Genomic DNA, 22,610 nt, shown 5'->3' on the forward strand with positions numbered 1-22,610 from the left:
TCGACTTGAACGAGTAAAAAGGAGACTTCCCCTCCGACGGCATCGCCGTTCGGCCTCGAGGGCCATGATTGGGTTGCGACTCAATCAACGCAGAGGAGAAGTCTCCCATGGGCACTATAACCATTGGCATCGACCTGGCAAAACTGGTTTTCTCTGCCTGCGAACTGGATGGCTCCGGCCGCGTACTGCAGCGCCGCGACCTGCGGCGCGACGCCCTATCTGCGTGGCTGGCTCAGTTGCCGCCCGGCACGGTGGTGGCCATGGAAGCCTGCAGCGGCGCGCACCACTGGGGGCGCCATTGTCTGACTCATGGCCTGGTGCCCAAGCTGATCCCGGCGCAGTTCGTGACACCGTTTCGAAAGAGCCGCGCGGCCAAGAACGACCGCAACGACGCCGAAGCCATTGCCACGGCAGCGCGCCAGGGCAACATGCGCTTCGTGCCGCTCAAGTCGGTGAACCAACAGGCTCGGCTGACGCTGCATCGGCTCCGCGAGGGCTACAAGGCCGATGCCCTGTCCACGAGCAATCGCCTGCGTGGATTGTTGGCCGAGTTCGGCGTGGTGGTGGCGCAGCAGGACCGGGCGTTGCGCCACGCGATGGCCGATGCGGCCGTTCGTGACAGGTTGCCGTCGTCACTGCTTGGACCGCTCGACGCGTTGGTTCAGCACTGGAATGTGCTGGGTGATCGTATCGCCGACTGCGATGACGCCATTGCCACCAACGCATCCAATGATGCGCGCTGCGTGCGCATCAGGCGCATCGTCGGCATTGGGCCGTTGACGGCCGACGCGATGGTCGCCACGGTCGGTAATGCCCGCGAGTTCAAGAACGGCCGGCAGCTGTCCGCGTGGCTGGGGCTGGCGCCCAGCCAGCATTCGAGCGGCGGAAAAGCGCGGCTGGGCGCGATCAGCCGGCGCGGCGACGGCTATCTTCGAACGTTGTTGATCCAAGGCGCACGTAGCAGTTTGCAACGGGCAAAAGCGGTATCGCTGGAGAAGGCCACGCCCGAGCAACGCTGGATCCGCGAGCTCGCCGCACGCCTACCATTCGGCAAGGTGCTGGCAGCGATCGCCAATAAACACGCCCGCCAACTGTGGGCGATGCTGGCCCGCGATGAGGACTACGACGAACACGCGTGGCTGAAACACCCGATGGTGCAGCGGCCGCGTAGCACGAGGTCACTGCAAACGGCTTGATCGATACACCCAAATTCACCGCCAGAGCGAGCACGGTAGACAACGGGTCAGACCCACCTGGAGAGAGCCTGACTAACTGTTCGGCGCCACCACATGCCCAAGCTGATCCCTAGGGCATGGGCGAAACCGATGAATGAGCGAGGCCTCCGGGCGCGGTTTTTACCCTGGTCCGGGCGAGCAACCAACGCCCAACAAGACCGATTACGGAAATGCAGTCTGGCAACCGTTGGAACTGCATCGCACTGGCAGCTACACGCAGTACCGCACTACAACACAAGTAACAGCAACCGCCTTAAAGCTACAGGCAAGAACATCATGCTTCCGGGGTTGACGGGAAGCTCCTTACGGATCTGTTAGGCACCGGATCACAGTGCAGGATCATTTATCTCAATTACGGCGTAGCCCTCACGAGCGCCCCTTGCGATTCTGCAACGCACAGCGATGTCGTCGCCATGAACGCGAAGTCTACCCTCGACGAAGAGGACGTTACTCCTGTCGTGATAGGAGGCCGACCATTGATAAGGCGTGATGTTTTTTGCGATGTACCGAGACTCTGCCTCGGACTTGCACCACGGCACCAACTCAGAAGCTTGATTGATTATCCGCTCATGATGCGAATGGTTGCCTTGGCCGGGCGGATCGGCGGCTAGAACTGGCAAGGCTACAACTGCAAGCATTGCGACGATAGTTTTCATGCAACCTCCGTTGGACGCCTAACGACCAAGGTAAGCGGCCCGCCTTTGGCGGGTCCGCTTGACTGCAGGGTTAGACCCGAAAGCCAAGAGGGGACGCACTGACTTGAAGAAAGGCGCAGCCCACGAAAAAGCGCTGGGCCACGAAAGCGGCGCAGCGCTGCAAGAATGATAGCTGGTGGCGCTTGCTACACAAGCGCTGGAGCCCAAAAAGGCTTGAAAACCTTTTGAACAGGGCATAGCGCTGGAATAAGTGGCTGCGCGCATGAATCGGTTGATGGGACTAACGCCCGCGGTAAGCTGCGCCGGAGCGAAGCGGAGGGTACCAACAGGCGGAGCCTGTTGGCGTCAGCTTGACCAAACAGTTAGGCTGGGGAGCGGAGGCAGCTTGTTGCACTTGATATCCCCTATGTTTTTGCTGATAGCGGTTCATAACCAGCATCCAAAGGCGCAACCACTGAAATGAACCGAAGTGGGCCAACGCTGGTGCAAAGAACACCGTGCACCTGCCCTTTGTTTGCAACTACGATATCCCCCGGAACAATTGCAACGGTGTTGCCTTGCTCGTCAATTTGATATTGACCTTCCCCTGAAAGGATGGTCCATGTATCTTGTCCGTCGGGGTGAATATGTGGCGCAATAGTTTGGCCGGGCTCCACATGCCAAGCCACGATAACTGAATGCGAAGATTCAACAACAACAGACCGTATTGGTTCTTTCTCGGCTGGCTGCATGAATTCATGGGACTTATACACGCGGTGAGTGCTCATTTTTTGCTCCGTAAATGCAAGCCTTTGGGCAGCAAGATTCGCGCCGCCCAAAAGTCTAACTACTTAGTTAACCAGCGCCGGAGCGCGAAGCGCGGAGGGGACCCGACTCGCGAAGCGAGGCGGGCGACTGGTTGAACGCCTAGTTAGCCTGCAAGAGCGCCGCCCCTGCTGCAACTTGAAACTGCCTTACTGAAAGCGACCGAAGCGACAGTAGCTCGTTTCCGAGACCAACAATGCGCCTGGCGCAGCCGTATAACTACGTTATTCGTCTGCGCCAGGCGCATTGTTGATCCTAAGTGACAACGAGATGCTGTCAATCAGACAAGTGCGCTTTCCCGTGTAGGATTTTTCCGAAGCCGATGGGCGGTGCTCTGGAAGGCTAACTACTTAGTTAACCAGCGCCGGAGCGCGAAGCGCGGAGGGGACCCGACTCGCGAAGCGAGGCGGGCGACTGGTTGAACGCCTAGTTAGCCTGCAAGAGCGCCGCCCCTGCTGCAACTTGAAACTGCCTTACTGAAAGCGACCGAAGCGACAGTAGCTCGTTTCCGAGACCAACAATGCGCCTGGCGCAGCCGTATAACTACGTTATTCGTCTGCGCCAGGCGCATTGTTGATCCTAAGTGACAACGAGATGCTGTCAATCAGACAAGTGCGCTTTCCCGTGTAGGATTTTTCCGAAGCCGATGGGCGGTGCTCTGGAAGGCTAACACTAATTAGATCCCGTATCGGGACGATATCACCGAATCGTCAGAGCCTTCTTCTCGCCTGTCAATCGGAAAAATCCTACCGAGGATCAATCCCTTGCCCGACTGCGCGCGCCTCAGTTCGGCGCGATCCTTGCCGCGTTATCCGGCATAGGTGGGGTGATATGGATTATCAACCGCAAAAGGTGGTGATAAGCAAGGACGCGTCAGGGCCATCACGTCCCATGCTGTTGGACGAAGTTCGCCGCAGGATCAGGGTCAAACACTACAGCCTGCGCACCGAGCGGGTGTATATCGCATGGATTCGGCGCTTCATCCTGGCCAACGGCAGGCGCCATCCGCGCGGGTTGGGGCAGGTGGAGATCGAGGCCTTCCTCACCCATCTGGCGGTCGAGGGGCAGGTGGCCGCCAGCACGCAGAACCAGGCGCTGGCGGCGTTGCTGTTCCTGTACCGGGAGGTGCTGGCGATGGAGTTGCCATGGCTGGACGGGATCGTCCGCGCCAAGCGGCCGCAGCGGGTGCCCACGGTACTTTCGGTGCGGGAAGTAACCAGCCTGCTGGCCCAACTGGATGGCCGCATGTGGCTGGTCGCCAGCCTGCTCTACGGTACGGGCATGCGCGTGCTGGAGTGCATGCGGCTGCGGGTCAAGGACGTGGACTTTGCCCGCAACGAGATCATCATCCGCGAAGGGAAGGGGGCCAAGGACCGGCACACGGTGCTGCCGCAGTCGCTGGTCGGACCGCTGCAGCGCGAGGTGGCGCGGTCACGGGCCTTGCACGACGATGACCTGCGCGCGGGCTTCGGTGAGGCTTATCTGCCCCGGGCACTGCAACGCAAGTTTCCCAATGCGGCGCGGGACTTCGGGTGGCAGTACCTGTTCCCGGCGGCCAAGCGCTCGATCGACCCCAGGTGCGGAGCGGAACGCCGCCACCACGTTGATCCGGACGTGTTGTCGCGCTCGCTGCGCCGTGCGCGGTTGCGTGCCGGCATCGCCAAGCCGGTGACGGCGCACACCTTCCGCCATTCCTTCGCCACGCACCTGCTGGAGCGTGGCTACGACATCCGCACGGTGCAGGAGCTGCTGGGCCACAAGGACGTGGCCACCACGCAGATCTACACCCACGTGCTCAACCGCGGCACCACGGGCGTGGTCAGTCCGCTGGATACGGTGACCTAGCCGCGCGCCGCGGTCAGTCGATGAACTGCAGGCGGGCCAGTTCGGCGTACAGGCCGCCTTGCGCAAGCAGCTGTTCGTGGCGCCCTTCGGCGACGATGCGGCCGTGGTCCATCACCACGATGCGGTCGGCCTTGAGCACGGTGGCCAGGCGGTGGGCGACGACCAGCGTGGTCCGGCCCTGCATCAGGGTTTCCAGTGCTTCCTGCACGGCGCGTTCGCTCTGCGCGTCCAGCGCGCTGGTGGCTTCGTCCAGCAGCAGGATGGGGGCGTCCTTCAGCAGGGCGCGGGCGATGGCGATGCGTTGCTGCTGGCCACCCGACAGGCGCGCGCCGCGCTCGCCCAGCTGGGTGTCCAGGCCTTCGGGCAGGGCCGCCACGAAGTCGGCGGCGTGGGCCGCTTTCACCGCGGCATCCACCTCGGCGTCGGTGGCGTCCAGGCGACCGTAGCGGATGTTGTCGCGGGCGGTGGTGGCGAAGATGGTGGGGTGCTGCGGGACCAGGGCGATGGTGTCGCGCAGGGTGCGCGGGTCCAGTTGCCGCAGGTCCACGCCATCCACGCGCACCTGGCCGGCCTGCGGGTCGTGGAAGCGCAGCAGCACCGAGAACACGGTGCTCTTGCCCGCCCCCGACGGCCCGACCAGCGCGACGGTTTCGCCGGGGCGTACGTGCAGGCTGAAGTCCTCCAGCGCCGGGGCGTCGGGCCGCTGCGGGTAATGGAAGGTCACGCGGTCCAGCACGATGTCGCCGCGCACGGGGCTGGGCAGCGTGGCGGGACTGGCGGGCGCGGTGATCGCGGGGGTCTCTTCCAGCAACTCGCTGATGCGCCCCATGCCGCCGGCGGCACGCTGCAGTTCGTTCCACACTTCGGCCAGCGCGCCCACCGAGCCGCCGCCGATGAGGGCGTACAGCACGAACTGGCCCAGCGTGCCGGCGGTCATGCGGCCGGAGGCCACGTCGTGCGCGCCCGACCACAGCACCAGCGTGATGGCGCCGAACACCAGCACGATGGCGATGGCGGTGACCCAGGCCTGCGCCTGGATGCGGCGGCGCGCGGTGGCCACGGCCACCTGCAATGCGCTGGCGAAGCGGCCGCGCTCGTAAGGCTCGCGTGCGTGGGCCTGCACGGTGGCCACCGCGCCCAGGGTTTCGGCGGCCAGTGCGTTGGCATCGGCCACGCGGTCCTGGTTGGCGCGGGAAATCTTCTGCAGCCGGCGTGCGCCCAGCACGATGGGCAGCACGGCCAGGGGGATGCCCAGCAACGCAAACGTGGCCAGGCGCGGGCTGGTCACGAACAGCATGGCCAGGCTGCCCAGGAAGGTGACGACGCTGCGCAGCGCCACCGACATGGTCGAGCCGATCACGCTGCGCAGCAGTTCGGCGTCGGCGGTCAGGCGCGACACCAGCTCGCCGCTGCGGTTGCGGTCATGGAAGCCCAGGTCCAGGCCCACCAGGTGCGCATACAGCCGCTCGCGCAGGTCGGCCACGACCTTTTCGCCCAGCAGCGAAACGAAGAAGAAGCGCGCGGCCGTCGCCAGTGCCAGTGCCACCGCCACGGCGAACAGCAGCAGGAATGCGCGGTCGATGGCCGCGCCACCGCCCTGCGCGAACCCCTGGTCGATCATGGTGCCGAAGGCCTTGGGCAGCGTCAGCGTGGCCGCCGACGAGCAGGCCAGCGCCACCAGCCAGCCGGCGAACAGGCCGCGATGCCGGCTGACGAAAGGCCACAGCGTGCGCAGGCTGCCGATGGCGGGCTTGGCCTGGGCGGTGGGCGTGGCATTGGCAGGCTGGTTCATTCGCTGTCCTGGTCGAGCATGCGCACCCGGTCCCGGGTTGCGTCGCGCAGTTGCACTTTCAAGGGGGCAAGGCGTTCGGCGGGCAGCCGCAGGTGCAGGCGGGCGCCATCGGGGCCGAAGGCTTCGTCGAGTTTTTCCGCACCGAAGTGTGCCAGTGCGGCATGTACCGCGCCGGTGTCCTCGAAGGCATAGGCCACGGTGGCTTCGCGCAGCACCACCAGCGGTTGGCGGGGGGCGGTGCGCAGGCATTCCGCCGCGGCGCTGCCGTAGGCGCGCACCAGTCCGCCCGCGCCCAGCTTGATGCCGCCGAACCAGCGGGTCACCACCACCGCGACCTGGTCGTAGCCCTGGCCGTCGATGGCGGACAGGATGGGTCGGCCCGCGGTGCCCGCCGGCTCGCCGTCGTCGTTGAAGCGGTACAGGCCGCCGAGGCGGTAGGCCCAGCAGTTGTGCGTGGCGGTAGGGTCACCGACTTCGGCGAAGAAGGCCAGTGCCTGTTCCGCGGTGGTCACCGACGCAGCCTGGGCGAGGAAGCGGCTGTGCTTGACCTCCAGCAGGTGCGAGGCCGGTGCCGCCAGTGTGTCGATGCTCATTGCCGGGACCCCATGCGCGCATTTTACTCCGGGCGCCTCGAACGCTGCGCCATCGCCTGTGGCCCAGGCTGGCAGCGGCATTCATCCCGTTCAGGGTACGGACTCCCGTTGCCGTCGGGAAGCCGTTGCGGCATGGTGGGGGCATTGACAGGGGCGGGCGGGCCTTCATTGCTCCTTGCAACGGACGGCGGGGTACGACGGGGTTGCCATTGCCTGAATCGGCGCGTGCCGGGGAGGCACGCGTCCTGAAGGGATTGCGTTGTCACCAGATGATGAATGTCCACACAAGCGAGGAGATGGCGCCGCTGACGGACGCCCGTTCGCTGGCTGACCGCCTGCAGCGCGAGTTGCTGCCGGGTGCGCGGCTGGTGATGGCATGGCGCGCCGACGGAAACGGCGACAGCGGGCTCTCGGTGCTGGACGCGTCCGCGGAAGCCATTGCCTTCGCACGACGCCTGCTTGACGGCGCGCTGCCGAATGAGGCCCCCGGGTCAACGCTGGCCACTGCGTGGGCCATGGCCGACGGCACCCGCGTGGCCGTGGTGGCGGAACCGGCTACACCCGTGGCCGATTCGTTGCGCGCTGACTGGCCGCGGCTGGTGCGGGGCATGGCCACGGCGTGCCTGCAGTTGCGCCGTGCCCAGGAACGCATGGTGGCGCTGCGCAAGTCCGAACAGCTGCAACAGGCCTTGTACGAAATTGGCGACCTGGCCGGGTCGGACCTGGACATGCCGGACATGCTGCGTCGCATCCACGCCATCGTCGATGGCCTGATGTACGCGAAGAACTTCTACATCGTGCTGTACGACGATGTGCGCGACCGGATGAATTTCCTGTACTTCGCCGATGAGCGCGATCCGTTCGTCGCCGATCCGGACGTCGAGTTCGGCGCGGACGACATGCCCGACAGCATCACGCTGGCGCTGCTGCGCCACGGCGAACCGCTGCAGGGCACCACCGATGACATCCGGCAACAGCTGGGCATGAGTGCCCCCCAGGCCGCGGCGCTGGCGGATCCGCCCGGTACGGGACCGGAAAGCGAGGACTGGCTGGGCGTGCCGATGCGCCGGGATGACCGCGTCTGCGGCGCCGTGGTGGTGCAGAGTTACGACCGCCCCAACTGTTTTGGCGAGGAGGAGCGGGCGCTGCTGTTGTTCGTGGCCCAGCACATCCTCACCGCCCTGGACCGGCATCGCGCACGCGAAGAGCTGGAGCGGCGTGTGGAGGAGCGCACGCGCGCACTGCAGCAGAGCAATCGCGACCTGCAGGCGGAGATCGTGGAACGCCAGCGTGCCGAGCGGCTGCAGCGCGCCCTGTTCCGGATCGCCGAGCTGTCGATCACCGCCGAAAGCCTGGAGCGGTTCTATGCCCACGTGCATGACGTGGTGGGCGAACTGCTGTATGCGCGCAATTTCTACATCGCGCTGCTGTCCGAGGATGGCGGCTTCCTCGAGTTCCCGTACTCGATCGACGAGCGCGATATCGCGCGTCCCGCCCGCAAGCTGTCCAGCGGGTTGACCGAATACGTGATCGCGAACGGCCGGCCGCTGCTCGCGGATCGCGCGAGGATCGATGCGTTGGGGGTGCAGGGACTGGCCCGCAGCATGGGTGCGCTGGCGTTCTGCTGGCTGGGCGTGCCTTTGTACCGCGACGACAACGTGGTGGGCGTCATCGCGGTGCAGAGCTATTCGCCCGCGATCATGTTCACGGTGCGCGACCAGGAGCTGCTGACGTTTGTCGCGCACCACATCAGCATCGCGCTGGCGCGCAAGCAGGCCCAGGACCGCCTGGTGTCCGCGCACGCCGAGCTTGAACAGCGCGTGGAGGTGCGTACCCGCGAGCTGGCGGCCACCAATGCCGAGCTGTTGCAGCAGATTGGCGAGCGCCTGCGTGCCGAACAGCAGCTCACCCACCAGGCGCGGCATGACGCGCTGACCGGGCTGCCCAACCGCAACCAGCTGCTCGACCGGCTGGCGGCGGCGATCGCCACGGCCCGGCAGGATCCATCGCGACTGTTCGCGGTGCTGTTCCTCGACCTGGACCGGTTCAAGCTGGTCAACGACAGCGTGGGCCATTCCGCCGGCGATGAACTGCTGGTCGAGGCCGGGCAGCGCATCGTCTCGATGGTGCGCGCGGGCGATACGGTGGCCCGGCTGGGTGGCGACGAATTCGCCATCCTGATCGAAGGCCTGGAGGGCCAGTACATGGCCGAGGAGCTGGCGCGTCGCATCCTGGGCGCACTGGGACAGCCATGCTGGATTGCGGGACGCGAGGTGTTCCCGTCGGCCAGCCTGGGCATCGCACTCTGGCATGCGCGCTATCGCAATGGCATGGAACTGCTGCGCGATGCGGATGCGGCGATGTACCGCGCCAAGGCCGCGGGCCGTGATCGCCTGGCGGTGTTCGACGAGGACATGCGCGAGGAGGCGGTCAAGATCCTGGACCTGGAGGCAGACCTGCGCCGGTCGATCAATGGCGATGGCTTCGTGGCGTACTACCAGCCCATCGTGCAGTTGGATTCCGGGCGGGTGGTGGGCCACGAGGCGCTGTTGCGCTGGCGACACGAGCGGCGAGGCCTGCTGATTCCGCCCGACTTCATCGGACTGGGCGAGGACAGCGGCCTGATCGAAGCAGTCGACTGGGTGGTCTACGACCAGGTGGCCGCGCGGTTGGCGCAGGGCACGGATGGATACGTGTCCATCAATGTGTCACCGCGCCACTTCCGCTCGCCCGAGTTCGCCGACCGGCTGTTGCGCCTGCTGGCCACGCACCGCGCGGACCCCTCGCAGCTGCGCATCGAGATCACCGAGGTGGCGCTGCTGGACGACGTCCCGCGGGCGCTGCGCATGTTGCGCACCTTGCGCAGCCACGGCGTGGTGGCGCAACTGGACGATTTCGGCACCGGTTATTCGGCGCTGTCGTACCTGCACCGGTTCCCGATCGAGTGCCTGAAGATCGACCAGAGCTTCGTCGCGGGCCTGGCAGGCGAAACACGGCCCGAGAGCGAGGCGGTGATCCGCGCCATCCAGGCCCTTGCCGGTACGCTGGGCATCCATACCATCGGCGAGGGCATCGAGACGGCGCTGCAGCGCGATGTCCTGCGCGAGTTGGGGTGCAGCCACGGCCAGGGGTTCCTGTTCGGCTTCCCGGCCGAGGCCATGGTCCAGTCGCCCGAGCGCGTGGCCAGCCACTGACGCCGGGTGCGATGGCCGGGTGCTGGAGCTTCCAGCGCACGAGCCGTGCAAACGGGGTTGGCTGCTCAGCCGGTGCGGATGACCAGCAAGCGCGGCTCGGTCATGTCTTCGATGGCGCTGCGCACGCCCTCGCGCCCCTGGCCCGAGTCCTTGACCCCGCCATAGGGCATGTTGTCGACGCGGAAGCTGGGCACGTCACCCACCACCACGCCGCCCACCTCCAGCCGATCCCACGCCTGCATGGCGTGGTCGATGCGGCCGGTGAACATGCCGGCCTGCAGCCCGAAGCGGCTGTCGTTGACCCGCGCGATGGCATCCTCGAAATGCTCGAACGGTTCGATGAAGGCCACCGGGCCGAAGGCTTCTTCGCGATACAGCGTGCAGCTGCGTGGCACGCGCTCCAGCAGCGTGGCAGGCAGCAGGTTGCCGGTGCGCTTGCCGCCGGCAAGCCGCTTGGCGCCGCCATCGCGGGCCTCGTCGATCCAGGCTTCCACGCGTTTGGCGGCCGCTTCGTCGATCATCGGGCCGATGAAGGTGTTTTCGTCGCGCGGGTCGCCCATCGGCAGCTTCGCCACCGCCGCCTTCAGCTTGCGCCGCAGCCGGTCATGCAGGCTGGCATGCACGTAGATGCGCTGCACGCTGATGCAGCTCTGGCCGCTCTGGTAGTAGGCCCCGAACACCAGCCGTTGCACGACGTGGTCCAGGCTGGCGCCGGGGTCCTCGTCGACGATGCAGGCGGCGTTGCCACCCAGTTCCAGCGTCACCTTCTTCTTGCCGGCGCGCGACTTCAGCTCCCAACCCACCAGGCCGCCGGTGAAACTCAGCAGCGCGATGCGCTCGTCCTCCACCAGCAGCGCTGCGTCCTCGTTGGAGCAGGGCAGCACCGAGAACGCGCCCTTGGGCAGGTCGGTCTCGGCCAGCACTTCACCGATGATCAGCGCGCCCACCGGGGTCTTCGCCGCGGGCTTGAGCACGAACGGGCAGCCCGCGGCGATGGCGGGCGCCACCTTGTGCGCCACCAGGTTGAGCGGGAAGTTGAACGGGGTGATGAAGCTGCACACCCCCACCGGTACGCGACGGGTCATGCCACGGTAACCGCGGGTGCGCGGCGACAGTTGCAGCTCCAGCACGTCGCCGCCGATGCGCGTGGCCTCGCCCGCGGCGATGCGGAAGGTGTCGATCAGCCGGGTGACTTCGCCGCGCGCGTCCTTGATCGGCTTGCCGGCCTCGATGCACAGCGCCTGCGCAAGTTCCTCGGCACGCGCGGTGAAGCGTCGCACGCAATGTTCGAGCACGTCGCGGCGCGCATCGGGCGGGAACGCGGCCATCGCGTCGCGCGCCCTGTGTGCGGCCACGATGGCCTTGCGCACCGCGGCGGCGTCGGCGAACGCCACCCGGGTGGCGCGCTTGCCGCGGTATTTGTCCAGCACGTCCAGGTGGTCGTTGGCCTGGACCGGGCGATTGGCCAGATAGTAGGGGTAGCGCTTCTTCAACATGGCCGTGCGTACGCGGGGGAACCTGTCCCGAGGGTAGTACATCGCGCGGCAACCCGGCGCGATGGCGTCGGTACCGACGGCGGCGGCATCGGCTTGAGGCTTCAGCCGCGCGGATCCTCGACCCGCACCTTCAGCGTGCCGTCGGAAAGCCGGGCCTCCAGCCGATCGCCCGGCGCGACGTCGAGCACGCTGCGCACGACATGCCGGTCCGGTGTCTGCAGGATGGCGTATCCGCGTGCCACGGTGGCCAGCGGGCTGACCGCTTCCAGCGAGCGCGCCAGGCCACGCAGGCGCAGGGCGTCATTGGCCAGCCGGCGTGCGGTGGCGGCGTGCGGTCGCGGCGACAACCGTGCAAGGCGTTCGCGCAGGCGCTCGATGCGGCGTTGCGGATGCGTGGTGCGCAGCGCCGTGCCGGCATGGCGCAGCCGAGCCTGCTCACCGGCCATGCGCTGCCGCCAGGCCTGCAACAGCCGGCGCAGGGCCTCCTGCTGGCGGCGGCGCAGGGCGTCCAGCCGTGCCTGCGGCCGCTGCGCGTTGAGCCGCAGCGCCGCGCGGTCGGCGCGCTGCATGGCCTGGCGCAGGCGTTGCAGCGACTGGCGCTGCAGGTGTGCATGCAGGGCCGCCACGCGGCGGGCCAGCTCATCGCGATCGGGGACCAGCAATTCGGCGGCCACGGAGGGCGTGGGTGCGCGCAGGTCGGCGGCGAATTCCACCAGGCTGAAGTCGGTCTCGTGGCCGATGGCCGCCACCACGGGCACCGCGCAGGCCGCGACGGCGCGCGTCAGTCGCTCGTCGTTGAAGGCCCACAGGTCTTCCAGCGAGCCGCCGCCGCGGGTCACCAGCAGCACGTCGTAACGCCCGGACGCGGCGGCCTGCTGCAACATCGCCAGGATCTGCGGAGGGGCGCCATCACCCTGCACCGGCACGGGCAGCACCTCCACTTCGACCATGGGGAAACGGCGGCCGATCACGCTCAGCACGTCGCGCACCGCCGCGCCGCTGGGCGAGGTGATCACGCCGATGCGCCGCGGATAGGCGGGCAGGGCGCGCTTGCGCGCGGTATCGAACAGCCCTTCGGCCTGCAGCCGGGCGCGCAGCTCCTCGTAGGCGCGGCGCAGTGCGCCTTCGCCGGCCTCCTCCATGTGGTCCAGCACCAGCTGGTAGTCGCCGCGGGCCTCGTACAGCGTCAGGCGGCCGCGGGCGAGCACCTTCAGGCCCTCGCGTGGGGTGAACTTCAGCCAGCTGCTCTTGGGCTTGAACATCGCGCAGCGGACCTGCGCGCGGGCGTCCTTGAGGGTGAAGTACAGGTGCCCGGAGCCCGGGCGCGACAGGTTGCCCAGTTCGCCCTCCACCCAGACCAGCGGGAAGGCGCCTTCCAGCAGGTCGCGCGCCAGCGTGTTGAGCTGGCTGGGGGTCAGGACATCGGGAGTGTCGTCGCGGGACATCGGCGGTTCGGGCGGACGGCAGCACACCCTACCGCAGGAGGGGGGCGGGGTCACGCATGGGGCGCGTGTGGGCGGGCGGCGGCCGAGGTACGGAGCAGGGGAGCCGCGGCGGTACAATGCGCGGATGAATGTCGATGCCCCCAAGCCCTGCGCCACCCCCGCCTTCGGTCCGCTGCCGCGCCGCCTGACCCGGTCCGTCGAGATCGGTGGCGTGCAGGTGGGCGGTGGGGCGCCGGTGGTGGTGCAGTCGATGACCAATACCGACACCGCCGACGTGGCCTCCACCGTGAAGCAGGTGGCCGAACTGTGGCGCGCGGGCTCCGAGCTGGTGCGGGTCACGGTCAACACGGTGGAAGCCGCCGCCGCGGTGCCGCGCATCGTCGACAAGCTGGCGATGATGGGTATCTCGGTGCCGATCATCGGCGACTTCCACTACAACGGCCACCAGTTGCTGACCGCCGAGCCCGCCTGTGCCGAGGCGCTGGCCAAATACCGCATCAACCCCGGCAACGTCGGCTTCGGCAAGAAGAAGGACAGCCAGTTCGCCACCCTGATCGAGCTTGCGATCAGGCACGGCAAGCCGGTGCGCATCGGCGCCAACTGGGGGTCGCTGGACCAGGCGCTGGCCGTGCAGCTGATGGACGAGAACCACGCGCTGGCCGAGCCCCGCGACGCGGCGGAAGTGCTGCGCGAGGCCCTGATCCGCTCGGCGCTGGATTCGGCCGCGCGCGCGGTGGACATCGGCCTGTCGGCGGACCGCATCGTGCTGAGCACCAAGGTCTCGGGCGTGCAGGAGCTGATCGCGGTGTACCGCGAGCTGGCCCGACGCGGCGACTACGCGCTGCACCTGGGGCTCACTGAAGCCGGCATCGGCAGCAAGGGCATCGTCGCCTCGTCGGCGGCGCTGGGCGTGCTGCTGCAGGAAGGCATCGGCGACACCATCCGGATCTCGCTGACACCCGAGCCCGGCCAGGCGCGCAGCAACGAGGTCATCGTCGCGCAGGAACTGCTGCAGACCATGGGCCTGCGCGCGTTCACCCCGATGGTCACCGCGTGCCCGGGGTGTGGGCGCACCACCAGCACCTTCTTCCAGGAACTGGCGCAGAAGGTGCAGGAACACGTGCGCGCCAAGATGCCGGAGTGGAAGGTCACCCACCCGGGTGCGGAGAACCTGACGCTGGCGGTGATGGGCTGCGTGGTCAACGGGCCGGGCGAATCGCGCCACGCCAACATCGGCATCTCGCTGCCGGGCACGGGCGAAGCGCCGTCGGCGCCGGTGTTCGAGGATGGCGAGAAGACCGTGACCCTGCGCGGCGAAGGCATCGCCGACGCGTTCGTGGCGATCATCGACCAGTATGTCGAACGCAGGTTCGGCGCGGGCGCGGGTGGCTGATACCCCCGCCGCGCTGCGCGAGGGCGCGCGGCTGGCCGCTGGACTGTTGCGCCGCCACGGTTGGCGACTGCTGTTGTTGTTTGCCTGCATCCTCGCCCCGCTGTGGGTGTTGGGTGAGTTGGCGGCGGATGTGCACCAGCGCGAGCGGATCGCTTTCGACGAGCCGCTGCTGTTGTTCGCGCGTGCCAGCGCCGATTCGGGCCTGGACCGGTCGTTCCTGTGGCTGTCGCGGGCAGGCCATGCCTACGGCGTGGTGCCGGCCGACCTGTTGCTGGTTGCAGTGCTGGCGCTGCGACGGCATGCGCGTGAGGCGGTGTTCGCGGCCATCGCGCTGGGCGGTTCTGCGCTGCTCAACATTGGAGCCAAGCACGGGTTTGCGCGTGCACGCCCTTCGCTGTGGGAATCGATTGCGCCGGAAGCCAGCTACAGCTTCCCCAGTGCGCATGCGATGGGCTCGGCGACCCTGGCCTGCGTGCTGGTCGCGCTGGCGTGGAACACGCGCTGGCGGTGGCCGGTGCTGTTGGGGTCCGCGGCGTTCGTGCTGGGCGTGGGGTTGTCGCGCGTGTACCTGGGCGTGCACTACCCATCCGATGTCCTGGCTGGATGGGCGGCGGCCATGGCCTGGGCGATGGCCTGCTATTTCAGCGTGTTCAATGGCCACGCCCGGCCCTGGGCGGACAGGTCGTCCAGCGGCGGATCAACGGCCCGGTGATCCCGCGGCAGCAGGACGGCCGGCGACCGCGGCCGGTCCTGGTTGAATGCCGCCGCCCCTTCAGGCTGCGAGGTCGTGTGCCGCGGCCAAGTCCTCGATGCCGCGAATGCCCAGTCCGGGTGCGTCGGTCACGCGGATCTCGGCGTCGTTGAACCGCACGCCGCTGGCGACCGGATCATGCCGGCACAGCGAGGGGCCGTCTAGATCGACCCGGGTGATGACATCGGCCTTCGCGACCGCCACGTGCACGGCAGCAGCCACGCCGATGCTGGACTCGAGCATGCAGCCGATCATGCATTCGATGCCGTACAGCGAGCAGAGGTCGGCGATGCGTACCGCGTTGGAGATGCCACCACTCTTCATCAGCTTGATGTTGACGATGTCCGCCGCGCCCATGCGGATCAGTTCGATGACTTCGCGGGGGCCGAACACGCTTTCGTCGGCCATCACCGGCGTGTTCACGCGTTCGGTGACATAGCGCATGCCCTCCAGGTCGCGCGCCTTGACCGGCTGCTCCACCAGATCCAGCTTGACGCCCGCGTCCTCCAGTGCCTGCAGCGCGAACACCGCCTGCTTGGGCGTCCACCCCTGGTTGGCATCGAGGCGCAGCAGGGCGCGTCCGCCGACCGCCGCGTGGATGGCCTTGGTGCGCTCGATGTCCAGGCCGATGTCCTTGCCGACCTTGATCTTCAACGACTCGAAACCACGATCCACCGCGGCCAGCGCATCCGACACCATCTTGTCGATGTAATCGACGCTGATGGTGATGTCGGTGGTGATGGCCGGATCGCCACCGCCCAGGAGCCGGTAGAGCGGTGCGCCATGCAACTGGCCCCACAGGTCGTACAGTGCGATCTCCACCGCCGCCTTGGCGCTGGTGTTGCGCTCGATCGCGCCCTGCACCAGCTGGGTGAGGTGGTTGAGGTTTGCGATGTGCTGGCCGACCAGGCGCGGGACGATGTGGCCGCTGATGGCCGCCATGATCGAGCCGTGCGTGTCGCCGGTGATCACCGCCGTGGCCGGCGCGCTGCCATGGCCGACGTGTCCGGTGTCGGTGTGCACCATCACCACCACGTCCTCGACCTGCTCCACGCTGCGGAGCGCGGTCTTGAACGGGGTCTTGAGCGGAACGCGCAGCATTCCAAAACGGATGTCGGTGATCTTCATTGCGCGCGGGTCACGCGGACGATGGCGGTCATGCGGTCGACGTAGTCATGGTCCTTGCCAAACCGCAGCGGCAGCAGCGGGTTCAGCGACACGCCGTTGAGGTGCATCGGGTGCAGCTGGCCGTCGGCACCGAGGTAGCTGCCACCGCTGGTGTCGTGGATCACGTACGGCGCGCCGTCGATCCAGCCGGCGAACATCATCACGTGCCCCGGGATGAAGATGAGGTCGCCGATGTCGAGCGCGCGGATGGCGTCCAGGCGCTTTTCGCGCGAGTCCCCAAGCTGGAAGGTCGTCTTGGGGAAAACAGGGCTGACGGCCTGGGCCGAAGTATTGCGTGGCAGCTGCACGCCCATGCTGCGGTAGACATCGGACACGAATCCGCTGCAGTCCCGGCCGTTGTACGAATGCCCCCAACCGTAGCGCTCGCCCAGGAACTTGAACGCCTGGCGCAGCAGGTTTCCGCGGGTCAGCGGCAGGTAATCCGCGGTGCTGTCGGCACTGCGCTGCAACAGGGCCGGAGAGAAACCCAGGCGGCCGGCGGCATCGCGCACCGGCAGCTGCAGGATCCACGACGCGTACGGATGCTGGCCGTTCACCGGGCGGTCCCGCGGCACATCGGCCAGCGGCACGCGGGTGCCCATGTCCAGTTGCCGTTCGGACACGCGCGGTGCTTCGCGGGTGTGCACGGTATGCACCTTCGCACCGGTGACTATGCGATAGGGCGTGCGTGCCTGGTAACCGAGCACGTCGTCACGACCGCCTTCGGCGACATGGCGCGCAGCCACCCATGCCGCATAACGGGGGCTGACCACGAACAGCCATTCGTGGTCCGCGCTCTCGTGCACGATGGCGATGGGATCGCCGGGGAACAGCGCGCTTTCCTGGAACCGGTCGATGTCGCCGTCACCCGCGGTATTGAACACGCGCAGCGAGGTGGGAAAAGCGCGCAGCGCGGTGCGTTCGACCGCCAGGCCAAAGCGCGTGGGCTGGCGGGCGGGAATGGCGTCCATCGCGCGGTTGGCGACGATGGCGTCCAGCGTGGCCTTGGCGATCGGCTGGTCTTGCTCGTCCCAGAGGGGGCGGGTGGGTGCCGATGCCAGTCCGTCGATCCAGCCGCGGACCTGCGTGTCGCTGAGCGCCGTGGGCAGGGCGGCAAGGTCGTGCATGGAGGCGTCGGCCTTCAGCAGTCGGGCGTTGCGGGCGGCGATGGCAGCGGTGTCAAGCAGTACTTCGTCCGGCGAAGGCGCGCGCTGGATCCAGAATGCGGGCGACAGGTACTCGTCTTCGACGCCGATGACGCCACTGGGCGGCACGGTCAGGTTGTCGCGCAGCGTGGGCGCCGGCCCACGTGCCAACGCCGGCAGGGAGGCGAGCGCCAACGCGAGCGTGAGGGCGCGTATCGCGGGCTGGGCAATCCGGTGAGGGAGCAGGCGCGTCATCGACATGTCTCGTGGGGTCCCGGGCTGAGGAGTAAGGGATCAAAAATGCTGCATCGCAGAATAGATGATGCGTTCATCATACACGACAAGAATAAATTATTGACCAGTATCCGGGTGCGTGCTACACAAGCCTCGAATGTTACCGATCGTCGGGGGAGGCGCGTCGGATGGGGGCTGTCAATTCCAGTGTTGCCGTGAGCCGTTCGCGCCGGGCACGTCCGCTTCTGTGGGCGACCTTGAGCGTGTGTGTGCTTGCAGTGGCGGGCGGACGTGGTTCCAGCGGGCCGCAGGCCGCGGCGGAATCATCCATTGCCGAAGGTGCCCAGACCAGCGCCAGCCCCGTGGTGCGGGACGTGATCGAACGCGTTGACCGGGGTGACTTCTCCGGTGCGGATGCCATGATCGATGCGGCGGTCGGCTTGGCCTCGCCGTTGGACGCACGGGTGCTGGCATTCCAACGCGAGCGCATGCGGCGCATCCAACTGGACTTCAACCAGGACGCGGCCCAGGTGCGTGATGGCGTGCGCCGCCGGATCCCGGACCTGCGCGACGAGGAGTTCTCGCGCTGGGATGCGCAGGGCCTGCTGGAGCGCATGGACATCGACGGTGAGCGGCGCTACTTCAATCGCACCGCATCGAACCTGTTCCGGGTGAGCGCCGAGGCACGCGCCCGCCGCGCTGAACAGACGCCGTTTGTCGAGAGCCCCTTCGCGGAGCCGCACCGCCATCATGCCGAAGTGGTCGCGGCCACCCGCAGGGGCCAGGCGGACAGCGTCCTGCCGCGGCGCTGGAAGATCACGCAGTCGCTGACGGTGAATGCGGATGCCGTTCCCGATGGAGAAGTCATCCGCGCCTGGATTCCGTTCCCGCGGGAGATCCCCGGGCAGCAGGAGGGTGTGCGCCTGCTTGCCAGCGTGCCCGTCGGGCACCGCATCGCTCCCGTGGATGCGCTGCAGCGCACGGTATACATGGAGCAACCTGCGGAGCGGGGGCAGGCGACGCGCTTTTCGGTGAGCTACGAGATAACGCTCAGCGCCCGTCGTTTCGAAGTCGATCCGGTGAAGGTGGGCGATGCTGCCTTGTCGTCCGGGTTGTCCCCGTTCCTTGCCGAGCGCGCGCCGCACGTCGTTTTCACCAACGAACTGAAGGCATTCTCGCGCGGCGTGGTGGGAAGCGAGACCGACCCATGGACCATCGCGCGCAGGCTGTACGACGCGGTCGACCGCATCCCGTGGGCGGGCGCGCGTGAGTATTCGACGATTTCCAACATCAGCGATTACGCATTGCACGCCGGCCACGCCGATTGCGGGCAACAGACGCTGCTGTTGATCACCCTGTTGCGCCTCAATGGCATCCCGGCGCGCTGGCAGTCGGGGATGATGTTCGGCGAGGACGGCGGAGGCCGCGGCCGCGGCTACTGGAACCTCCACGATTGGGGCCAGCTTTACATCGCGCCCTACGGTTGGATCCCGTTCGACGTCACCTTCGGACGCCTTGACGACCCGGATGCGGCCGTCGCCGGCTTCTACCTCGGTGGGATCGACGGCCACAGGATTGCATTCAACGACGACTACGGTCGCGCGCTCGTGCCGTCCAAGCAGCATTTCCGTTCCGAGACCGTCGACCTGCAGCGCGGCGAAGCCGAATGGCGTGGCGGAAACCTCTATTTCGACCAGTGGGACTACGACTTCATCGTGGAGCCCATTCCTTTCAATGCAATGACAACCCTGTCTGGAGAGAACCCATGAGTACGACACGCCGCCTGCGAAAATCCGTCCTATGCATGGCCATGGGGCTGTGCATTGCATCGATCGCCGCTCCTTCCGCCTTTGCGCAGGCCGCGACGGGTGCGGTGGCAGGTCGCGCGGACGCGGGCGTCCAGATCATGGTGACCAACACGGCCACCGGACAGGTGCGCACGGTCACCGTTGGCCGCGACGGCAGTTACCGGTTGACCCAGCTGCCGGTGGGCGACTATCGCCTGCAGGCGAACCGCGATGGCCAGCCGGTCGGGGCACCGGTGGCGGTGAATGTCTCGTTGGGCGGCACGACCACAGTCAACCTTGGCGCGGAAGGCAACCTGACCAACCTCGATGCGGTGCAGGTCGTGGGCTCGCGGGTGATCAACCGGGTCGACGTGCAGTCCACCGAAACCTCCACCAACATCAACCGCGAGGAGATCGCGCGGATGCCGGTGGACCAGACCCTGACCTCTGTGGCGCTGCTGGCGCCCGGCGTGGTGAGCGGCAACTCCAGTTTCGGTGGCATGTCTTTCGGCGGATCCTCGGTGGCGGAGAACTCCGTCTTCATCAACGGCCTGAATGTCACCGATTTCTATCGCCGCCAGAGCTTCTCCGCCGCGCCGTTCGCGTTCTTCCAGGAGTTCCAGGTCAAGACCGGCGGCTACTCCGTGGAGTTCGGCCGCAGCACCGGCGGCGTCATCAACGCCGTCACCCGCTCGGGCAGCAACGAGTTCAAGTCGGGCGTGGAGGTGACCTTCGAGCCGTCCGCCTGGCGCGCGTCGGCCGACGACCACCAGTTCGACGGCATCGACGGTGACGGCAAGCCGGCGTCCGCAACCTACCGCGCCAACCACGACCGCAACAGTTTCATGAAGGCCAACGTCTGGGCCTCGGGACCGATCGTGAAGGACAAGCTGTTCATCTTCGCGATGTACGAGCAGCGTGAGGAAGAGCCGCGGTTCACCAACCAGGCCGGCACCACCTGGAGCGACAGCAGTTCCAACAACGGCTTCTGGGGTACCAAGCTGGACTGGTACCTCAACGACGACCATTCCCTGGAACTGCTGGCGTTCTCCGACGAGGGAGACACCGGCACCGACGCCTATGGCTACGACTACGCCACCTCCACCGTCGGCGCCTTCACCGGCAGTTCAACGTCGGAGAGCGGCGGCAAGAACGGTTCGCTGACCTACACCGGCCATTTTGGCCAGAACTTCACCGCGAAGGCGATGTACGGCCTCAACCGCAGCAGCAGCCTGGTGTATTCGGCGGCGGACACCCAGTGTGCACAGGTGCTGATCGACAGCAGTTACAACGCGGTCTACAACGCGATGGGCAAGCCCGCGGTCAGCTGCCATCCCAGCAGTTCGTCGTCGATGGTCCGGCATTATGACGAGCGCAAGGTGGGCCGCCTGGATTTCGAATGGGCACTGGGTGACCACCTGCTGCGTTTCGGCATGGACCGTGAGGAAATGGTCACCGACCGTACCACCCGCTACCCGGGCTCCGCCGGCATGCGCTACACCGTGTTCGGCGCCACGCCGGGCGCGGTGCTGGACAACGGTGCCACCGTCCCCGCTGGCGTCAACGCAATCGTGATGGGCCGCCGCCGCGTCGACGGCGGTGAATTCGAAACCACCGCCAACGCGTTCTACCTCGAGGACATCTGGAACATCACCCCCAACTTCGTGCTCAACGTGGGCGTGCGCGCGGACAGCTTCGACAACAAGACCGCGGCCGGCAAGAGCTTCATCAAGATGGACAACCTGGTTTCCCCGCGCCTGGGCTTCTCCTGGGACGTGAAGGGCGACGGCAGCAGCAAGCTGTTCGGCAACCTGGGCCGCTATTACCTGCCGGTCACCAACATCATCAACTACAACTTCGCAGGCGGCCTGATCGACGAGCGCACGTTCTACGCGCTGGACGGCTGGCGTGCCGCCACCAACCCGGTGACCGGTTCCAGCTACATGGGGCCGATCCTCGGCAACCAGATCGGCGCGATCGACGACTCCTACAACCTGGCGGTGGACGACCTGCGCCAGAGCGTTGACCGCGACCTGGATGCCGTCTACCAGGACGAGGCGATCCTCGGCTTCCAGCAGATGATCAACCAGGCCTGGTCGTGGGGCGTCAACGCCACGTACCGCCGCATGCCCAACGCGATGGACGACATCCGCGTCAATGCGCTGTGTGGCGTACGCCACGGCACCTTGTGGCCCATCGCCAATCCCGGCGAAAAGCTCACGCTCTGGGGGACCACGGAAATGGGGTGCGCCCAGGACGGATGGGTCACCATCGACACCTCGAAAGAGGGCTACATGATGGGCGGCAGCAACAAGATCATCGGCTATTCCAAGCCGCGCCGCACCTACAAGGCGCTGGAGTTCCAGATCGATCGCGCCTGGGATGACAAGTGGGCGTTCAATGCCTCGTACCTGTGGTCGAAGTCGGAGGGCAACCATGAAGGACCGGTCAACTCCGATACCAACTACGGCGACACCGGCATGGTCCAGCACTGGGACCACCCGGCCAACAACGAGCGTTACGGCGATCTGTTCAACGACCATCGCCACCAGGTCAAGCTGCGCGGCGCCTACAAGCTCAACGAAATGTGGTCGTTCGGTGCCACCTACACGGGCATGTCGGGCGGCCCGATCACGGCGTTCGGCGTGGCTTGGCCGGATGACAGCATCGGTGCCGGCAGCTTCGTGACCGAAGGCTCGGGTGGCGGCTCCGGCTGGCTGTGCGTGCAGAACTGCAACATGTCGTGGGACCAGCGTGTGTTCAAATACTCGCCGCGCGGCGACTTCGGCCGCATGCCGTGGATCCACAACGTCGGTGCCAACGTGACCTGGGCCCTGCCGGTACCCGGCATCGACCTGAAGGTACGGCTGTCGATCTTCAACCTGCTCAACGAGCAGGAAGTGGTCAACGTGCGCGCCCGTTACGAAAAGGGCCCGGGCGTGACGCGATCGCTGTTCGGCACCGGCACGCGCTGGCAGTCGCCTCGCTACGCGCAGTTGGTGGTGAGCTACAACTTCTGAGGCCAATGGTGGCGGGCGGCCCGGTCATCGGGTCGCCCCCCGCCACGAAACGA

Annotated in this window: 16 protein-coding genes; 7 read left to right on the forward strand and 9 right to left on the reverse strand. The window is 66.8% G+C overall.

Annotated elements, in window-relative coordinates; all coding sequences use genetic code 11:
- Positions 1 to 107: 107 nt before the first annotated feature.
- Positions 108 to 1,196, forward strand: a complete 1,089-nt coding sequence (locus IP93_RS05710) for an IS110 family RNA-guided transposase (protein ID WP_144813134.1) — start codon at positions 108 to 110, stop codon at positions 1,194 to 1,196.
- Between the two features lie 365 nt (positions 1,197 to 1,561).
- On the opposite strand, the gene IP93_RS05715 is transcribed toward IP93_RS05710, so the two are convergent.
- The 3 genes from IP93_RS05715 to IP93_RS05725 all read right to left on the reverse strand — a co-directional run bounded on the left by IP93_RS05715 (position 1,562) and on the right by IP93_RS05725 (position 2,658).
- Positions 1,562 to 1,891 (reverse strand): hypothetical protein, encoded by a 330-nt coding sequence (locus tag IP93_RS05715; RefSeq protein WP_144813137.1) that lies wholly within the window; start codon positions 1,889 to 1,891, stop codon positions 1,562 to 1,564.
- 18 nt (positions 1,892 to 1,909) lie between these two features.
- The gene (locus tag IP93_RS16070) at positions 1,910 to 2,155 is read right to left on the reverse strand and encodes a DUF1010 domain-containing protein (RefSeq protein ID WP_144813140.1); all 246 of its coding nucleotides are present in this window, start codon (positions 2,153 to 2,155) and stop codon (positions 1,910 to 1,912) included.
- A gap of 140 nt (positions 2,156 to 2,295) precedes the next feature.
- Positions 2,296 to 2,658: a cupin domain-containing protein gene (locus IP93_RS05725; RefSeq protein WP_013722854.1), complete on the reverse strand. Its 363-nt coding sequence runs from the start codon at positions 2,656 to 2,658 to the stop codon at positions 2,296 to 2,298.
- Positions 2,659 to 3,586: 928 nt separating this feature from the next.
- Here IP93_RS05725 and IP93_RS05730 point away from each other — a divergent pair.
- Positions 3,587 to 4,540: an integron integrase gene (locus IP93_RS05730; RefSeq protein WP_144813142.1), complete on the forward strand. Its 954-nt coding sequence runs from the start codon at positions 3,587 to 3,589 to the stop codon at positions 4,538 to 4,540.
- A 13-nt stretch (positions 4,541 to 4,553) separates the two neighbouring features.
- On the opposite strand, the gene IP93_RS05735 is transcribed toward IP93_RS05730, so the two are convergent.
- On the reverse strand, positions 4,554 to 6,332 hold the full coding sequence (locus IP93_RS05735; RefSeq protein ID WP_144813145.1) for an ABC transporter transmembrane domain-containing protein: 1,779 nt from the start codon (positions 6,330 to 6,332) through the stop codon (positions 4,554 to 4,556).
- The gene (locus tag IP93_RS05740; RefSeq protein ID WP_144813148.1) at positions 6,329 to 6,925 is read right to left on the reverse strand and encodes an IMPACT family protein; all 597 of its coding nucleotides are present in this window, start codon (positions 6,923 to 6,925) and stop codon (positions 6,329 to 6,331) included. The genes IP93_RS05735 and IP93_RS05740 overlap by 4 nt, the downstream gene beginning before the upstream one ends.
- A gap of 272 nt (positions 6,926 to 7,197) precedes the next feature.
- Between IP93_RS05740 and IP93_RS05745 the strand changes: the two genes are divergently transcribed.
- Positions 7,198 to 10,119, forward strand: a complete 2,922-nt coding sequence (locus IP93_RS05745; protein ID WP_242006764.1) for a putative bifunctional diguanylate cyclase/phosphodiesterase — start codon at positions 7,198 to 7,200, stop codon at positions 10,117 to 10,119.
- Positions 10,120 to 10,184: 65 nt separating this feature from the next.
- Here the strand turns inward: IP93_RS05745 and IP93_RS05750 are convergent, their stop codons facing one another.
- Entirely contained in the window at positions 10,185 to 11,615 is a 1,431-nt protein-coding gene (locus IP93_RS05750; RefSeq protein WP_144813151.1) for an aldehyde dehydrogenase family protein, read from the reverse strand.
- Between the two features lie 101 nt (positions 11,616 to 11,716).
- Positions 11,717 to 13,060: an exodeoxyribonuclease VII large subunit gene (xseA, locus tag IP93_RS05755; RefSeq protein ID WP_144813153.1), complete on the reverse strand. Its 1,344-nt coding sequence runs from the start codon at positions 13,058 to 13,060 to the stop codon at positions 11,717 to 11,719.
- A 124-nt stretch (positions 13,061 to 13,184) separates the two neighbouring features.
- On the opposite strand from xseA, the gene ispG reads away from it, so the two are divergent.
- Entirely contained in the window at positions 13,185 to 14,453 is a 1,269-nt protein-coding gene (gene ispG / locus IP93_RS05760; protein ID WP_144813155.1) for a flavodoxin-dependent (E)-4-hydroxy-3-methylbut-2-enyl-diphosphate synthase, read from the forward strand.
- Positions 14,416 to 15,165, forward strand: a complete 750-nt coding sequence (locus IP93_RS05765) for a phosphatase PAP2 family protein (protein ID WP_144813158.1) — start codon at positions 14,416 to 14,418, stop codon at positions 15,163 to 15,165. The genes ispG and IP93_RS05765 overlap by 38 nt, the downstream gene beginning before the upstream one ends.
- 60 nt (positions 15,166 to 15,225) lie before the next feature.
- On the opposite strand, the gene IP93_RS05770 is transcribed toward IP93_RS05765, so the two are convergent.
- Both IP93_RS05770 and IP93_RS05775 read right to left on the reverse strand, forming a co-directional pair.
- Positions 15,226 to 16,332, reverse strand: a complete 1,107-nt coding sequence (locus tag IP93_RS05770; protein ID WP_144813160.1) for a dipeptide epimerase — start codon at positions 16,330 to 16,332, stop codon at positions 15,226 to 15,228.
- Positions 16,329 to 17,771 (reverse strand): C40 family peptidase, encoded by a 1,443-nt coding sequence (locus tag IP93_RS05775; RefSeq protein WP_144813162.1) that lies wholly within the window; start codon positions 17,769 to 17,771, stop codon positions 16,329 to 16,331. The genes IP93_RS05770 and IP93_RS05775 overlap by 4 nt, the downstream gene beginning before the upstream one ends.
- A gap of 167 nt (positions 17,772 to 17,938) precedes the next feature.
- Between IP93_RS05775 and IP93_RS05780 the strand changes: the two genes are divergently transcribed.
- Both IP93_RS05780 and IP93_RS05785 read left to right on the forward strand, forming a co-directional pair.
- Positions 17,939 to 19,519 (forward strand): transglutaminase-like domain-containing protein, encoded by a 1,581-nt coding sequence (locus IP93_RS05780; RefSeq protein ID WP_144813164.1) that lies wholly within the window; start codon positions 17,939 to 17,941, stop codon positions 19,517 to 19,519.
- Positions 19,516 to 22,557 (forward strand): TonB-dependent receptor, encoded by a 3,042-nt coding sequence (locus tag IP93_RS05785; protein WP_144813167.1) that lies wholly within the window; start codon positions 19,516 to 19,518, stop codon positions 22,555 to 22,557. Before IP93_RS05780 ends, IP93_RS05785 begins: the two co-directional genes overlap by 4 nt.
- Positions 22,558 to 22,610: the final 53 nt, after the last annotated feature.

Source organism: Aerolutibacter ruishenii, from assembly GCF_007830115.1.
Classification (GTDB): domain Bacteria; phylum Pseudomonadota; class Gammaproteobacteria; order Xanthomonadales; family Xanthomonadaceae; genus Aerolutibacter; species Aerolutibacter ruishenii.

Excerpts from the sequence above, each read along its gene's own strand:
- IP93_RS05710 (WP_144813134.1), top strand. The coding sequence starts at position 108 with ATGGGCACTATAACCATTGGCATCGACCTGGCAAAACTGGTTTTCTCT.
- IP93_RS05715 (WP_144813137.1), bottom strand. The coding sequence starts at position 1,891 with ATGAAAACTATCGTCGCAATGCTTGCAGTTGTAGCCTTGCCAGTTCTA.
- IP93_RS16070 (WP_144813140.1), bottom strand. The coding sequence starts at position 2,155 with ATGCGCGCAGCCACTTATTCCAGCGCTATGCCCTGTTCAAAAGGTTTT.
- IP93_RS05725 (WP_013722854.1), bottom strand. The coding sequence starts at position 2,658 with ATGAGCACTCACCGCGTGTATAAGTCCCATGAATTCATGCAGCCAGCC.
- IP93_RS05730 (WP_144813142.1), top strand. The coding sequence starts at position 3,587 with ATGCTGTTGGACGAAGTTCGCCGCAGGATCAGGGTCAAACACTACAGC.
- IP93_RS05735 (WP_144813145.1), bottom strand. The coding sequence starts at position 6,332 with ATGAACCAGCCTGCCAATGCCACGCCCACCGCCCAGGCCAAGCCCGCC.
- IP93_RS05740 (WP_144813148.1), bottom strand. The coding sequence starts at position 6,925 with ATGAGCATCGACACACTGGCGGCACCGGCCTCGCACCTGCTGGAGGTC.
- IP93_RS05745 (WP_242006764.1), top strand. The coding sequence starts at position 7,198 with ATGAATGTCCACACAAGCGAGGAGATGGCGCCGCTGACGGACGCCCGT.
- IP93_RS05750 (WP_144813151.1), bottom strand. The coding sequence starts at position 11,615 with ATGTTGAAGAAGCGCTACCCCTACTATCTGGCCAATCGCCCGGTCCAG.
- xseA (WP_144813153.1), bottom strand. The coding sequence starts at position 13,060 with ATGTCCCGCGACGACACTCCCGATGTCCTGACCCCCAGCCAGCTCAAC.
- ispG (WP_144813155.1), top strand. The coding sequence starts at position 13,185 with ATGAATGTCGATGCCCCCAAGCCCTGCGCCACCCCCGCCTTCGGTCCG.
- IP93_RS05765 (WP_144813158.1), top strand. The coding sequence starts at position 14,416 with ATGTCGAACGCAGGTTCGGCGCGGGCGCGGGTGGCTGATACCCCCGCC.
- IP93_RS05770 (WP_144813160.1), bottom strand. The coding sequence starts at position 16,332 with ATGAAGATCACCGACATCCGTTTTGGAATGCTGCGCGTTCCGCTCAAG.
- IP93_RS05775 (WP_144813162.1), bottom strand. The coding sequence starts at position 17,771 with ATGACGCGCCTGCTCCCTCACCGGATTGCCCAGCCCGCGATACGCGCC.
- IP93_RS05780 (WP_144813164.1), top strand. The coding sequence starts at position 17,939 with ATGGGGGCTGTCAATTCCAGTGTTGCCGTGAGCCGTTCGCGCCGGGCA.
- IP93_RS05785 (WP_144813167.1), top strand. The coding sequence starts at position 19,516 with ATGAGTACGACACGCCGCCTGCGAAAATCCGTCCTATGCATGGCCATG.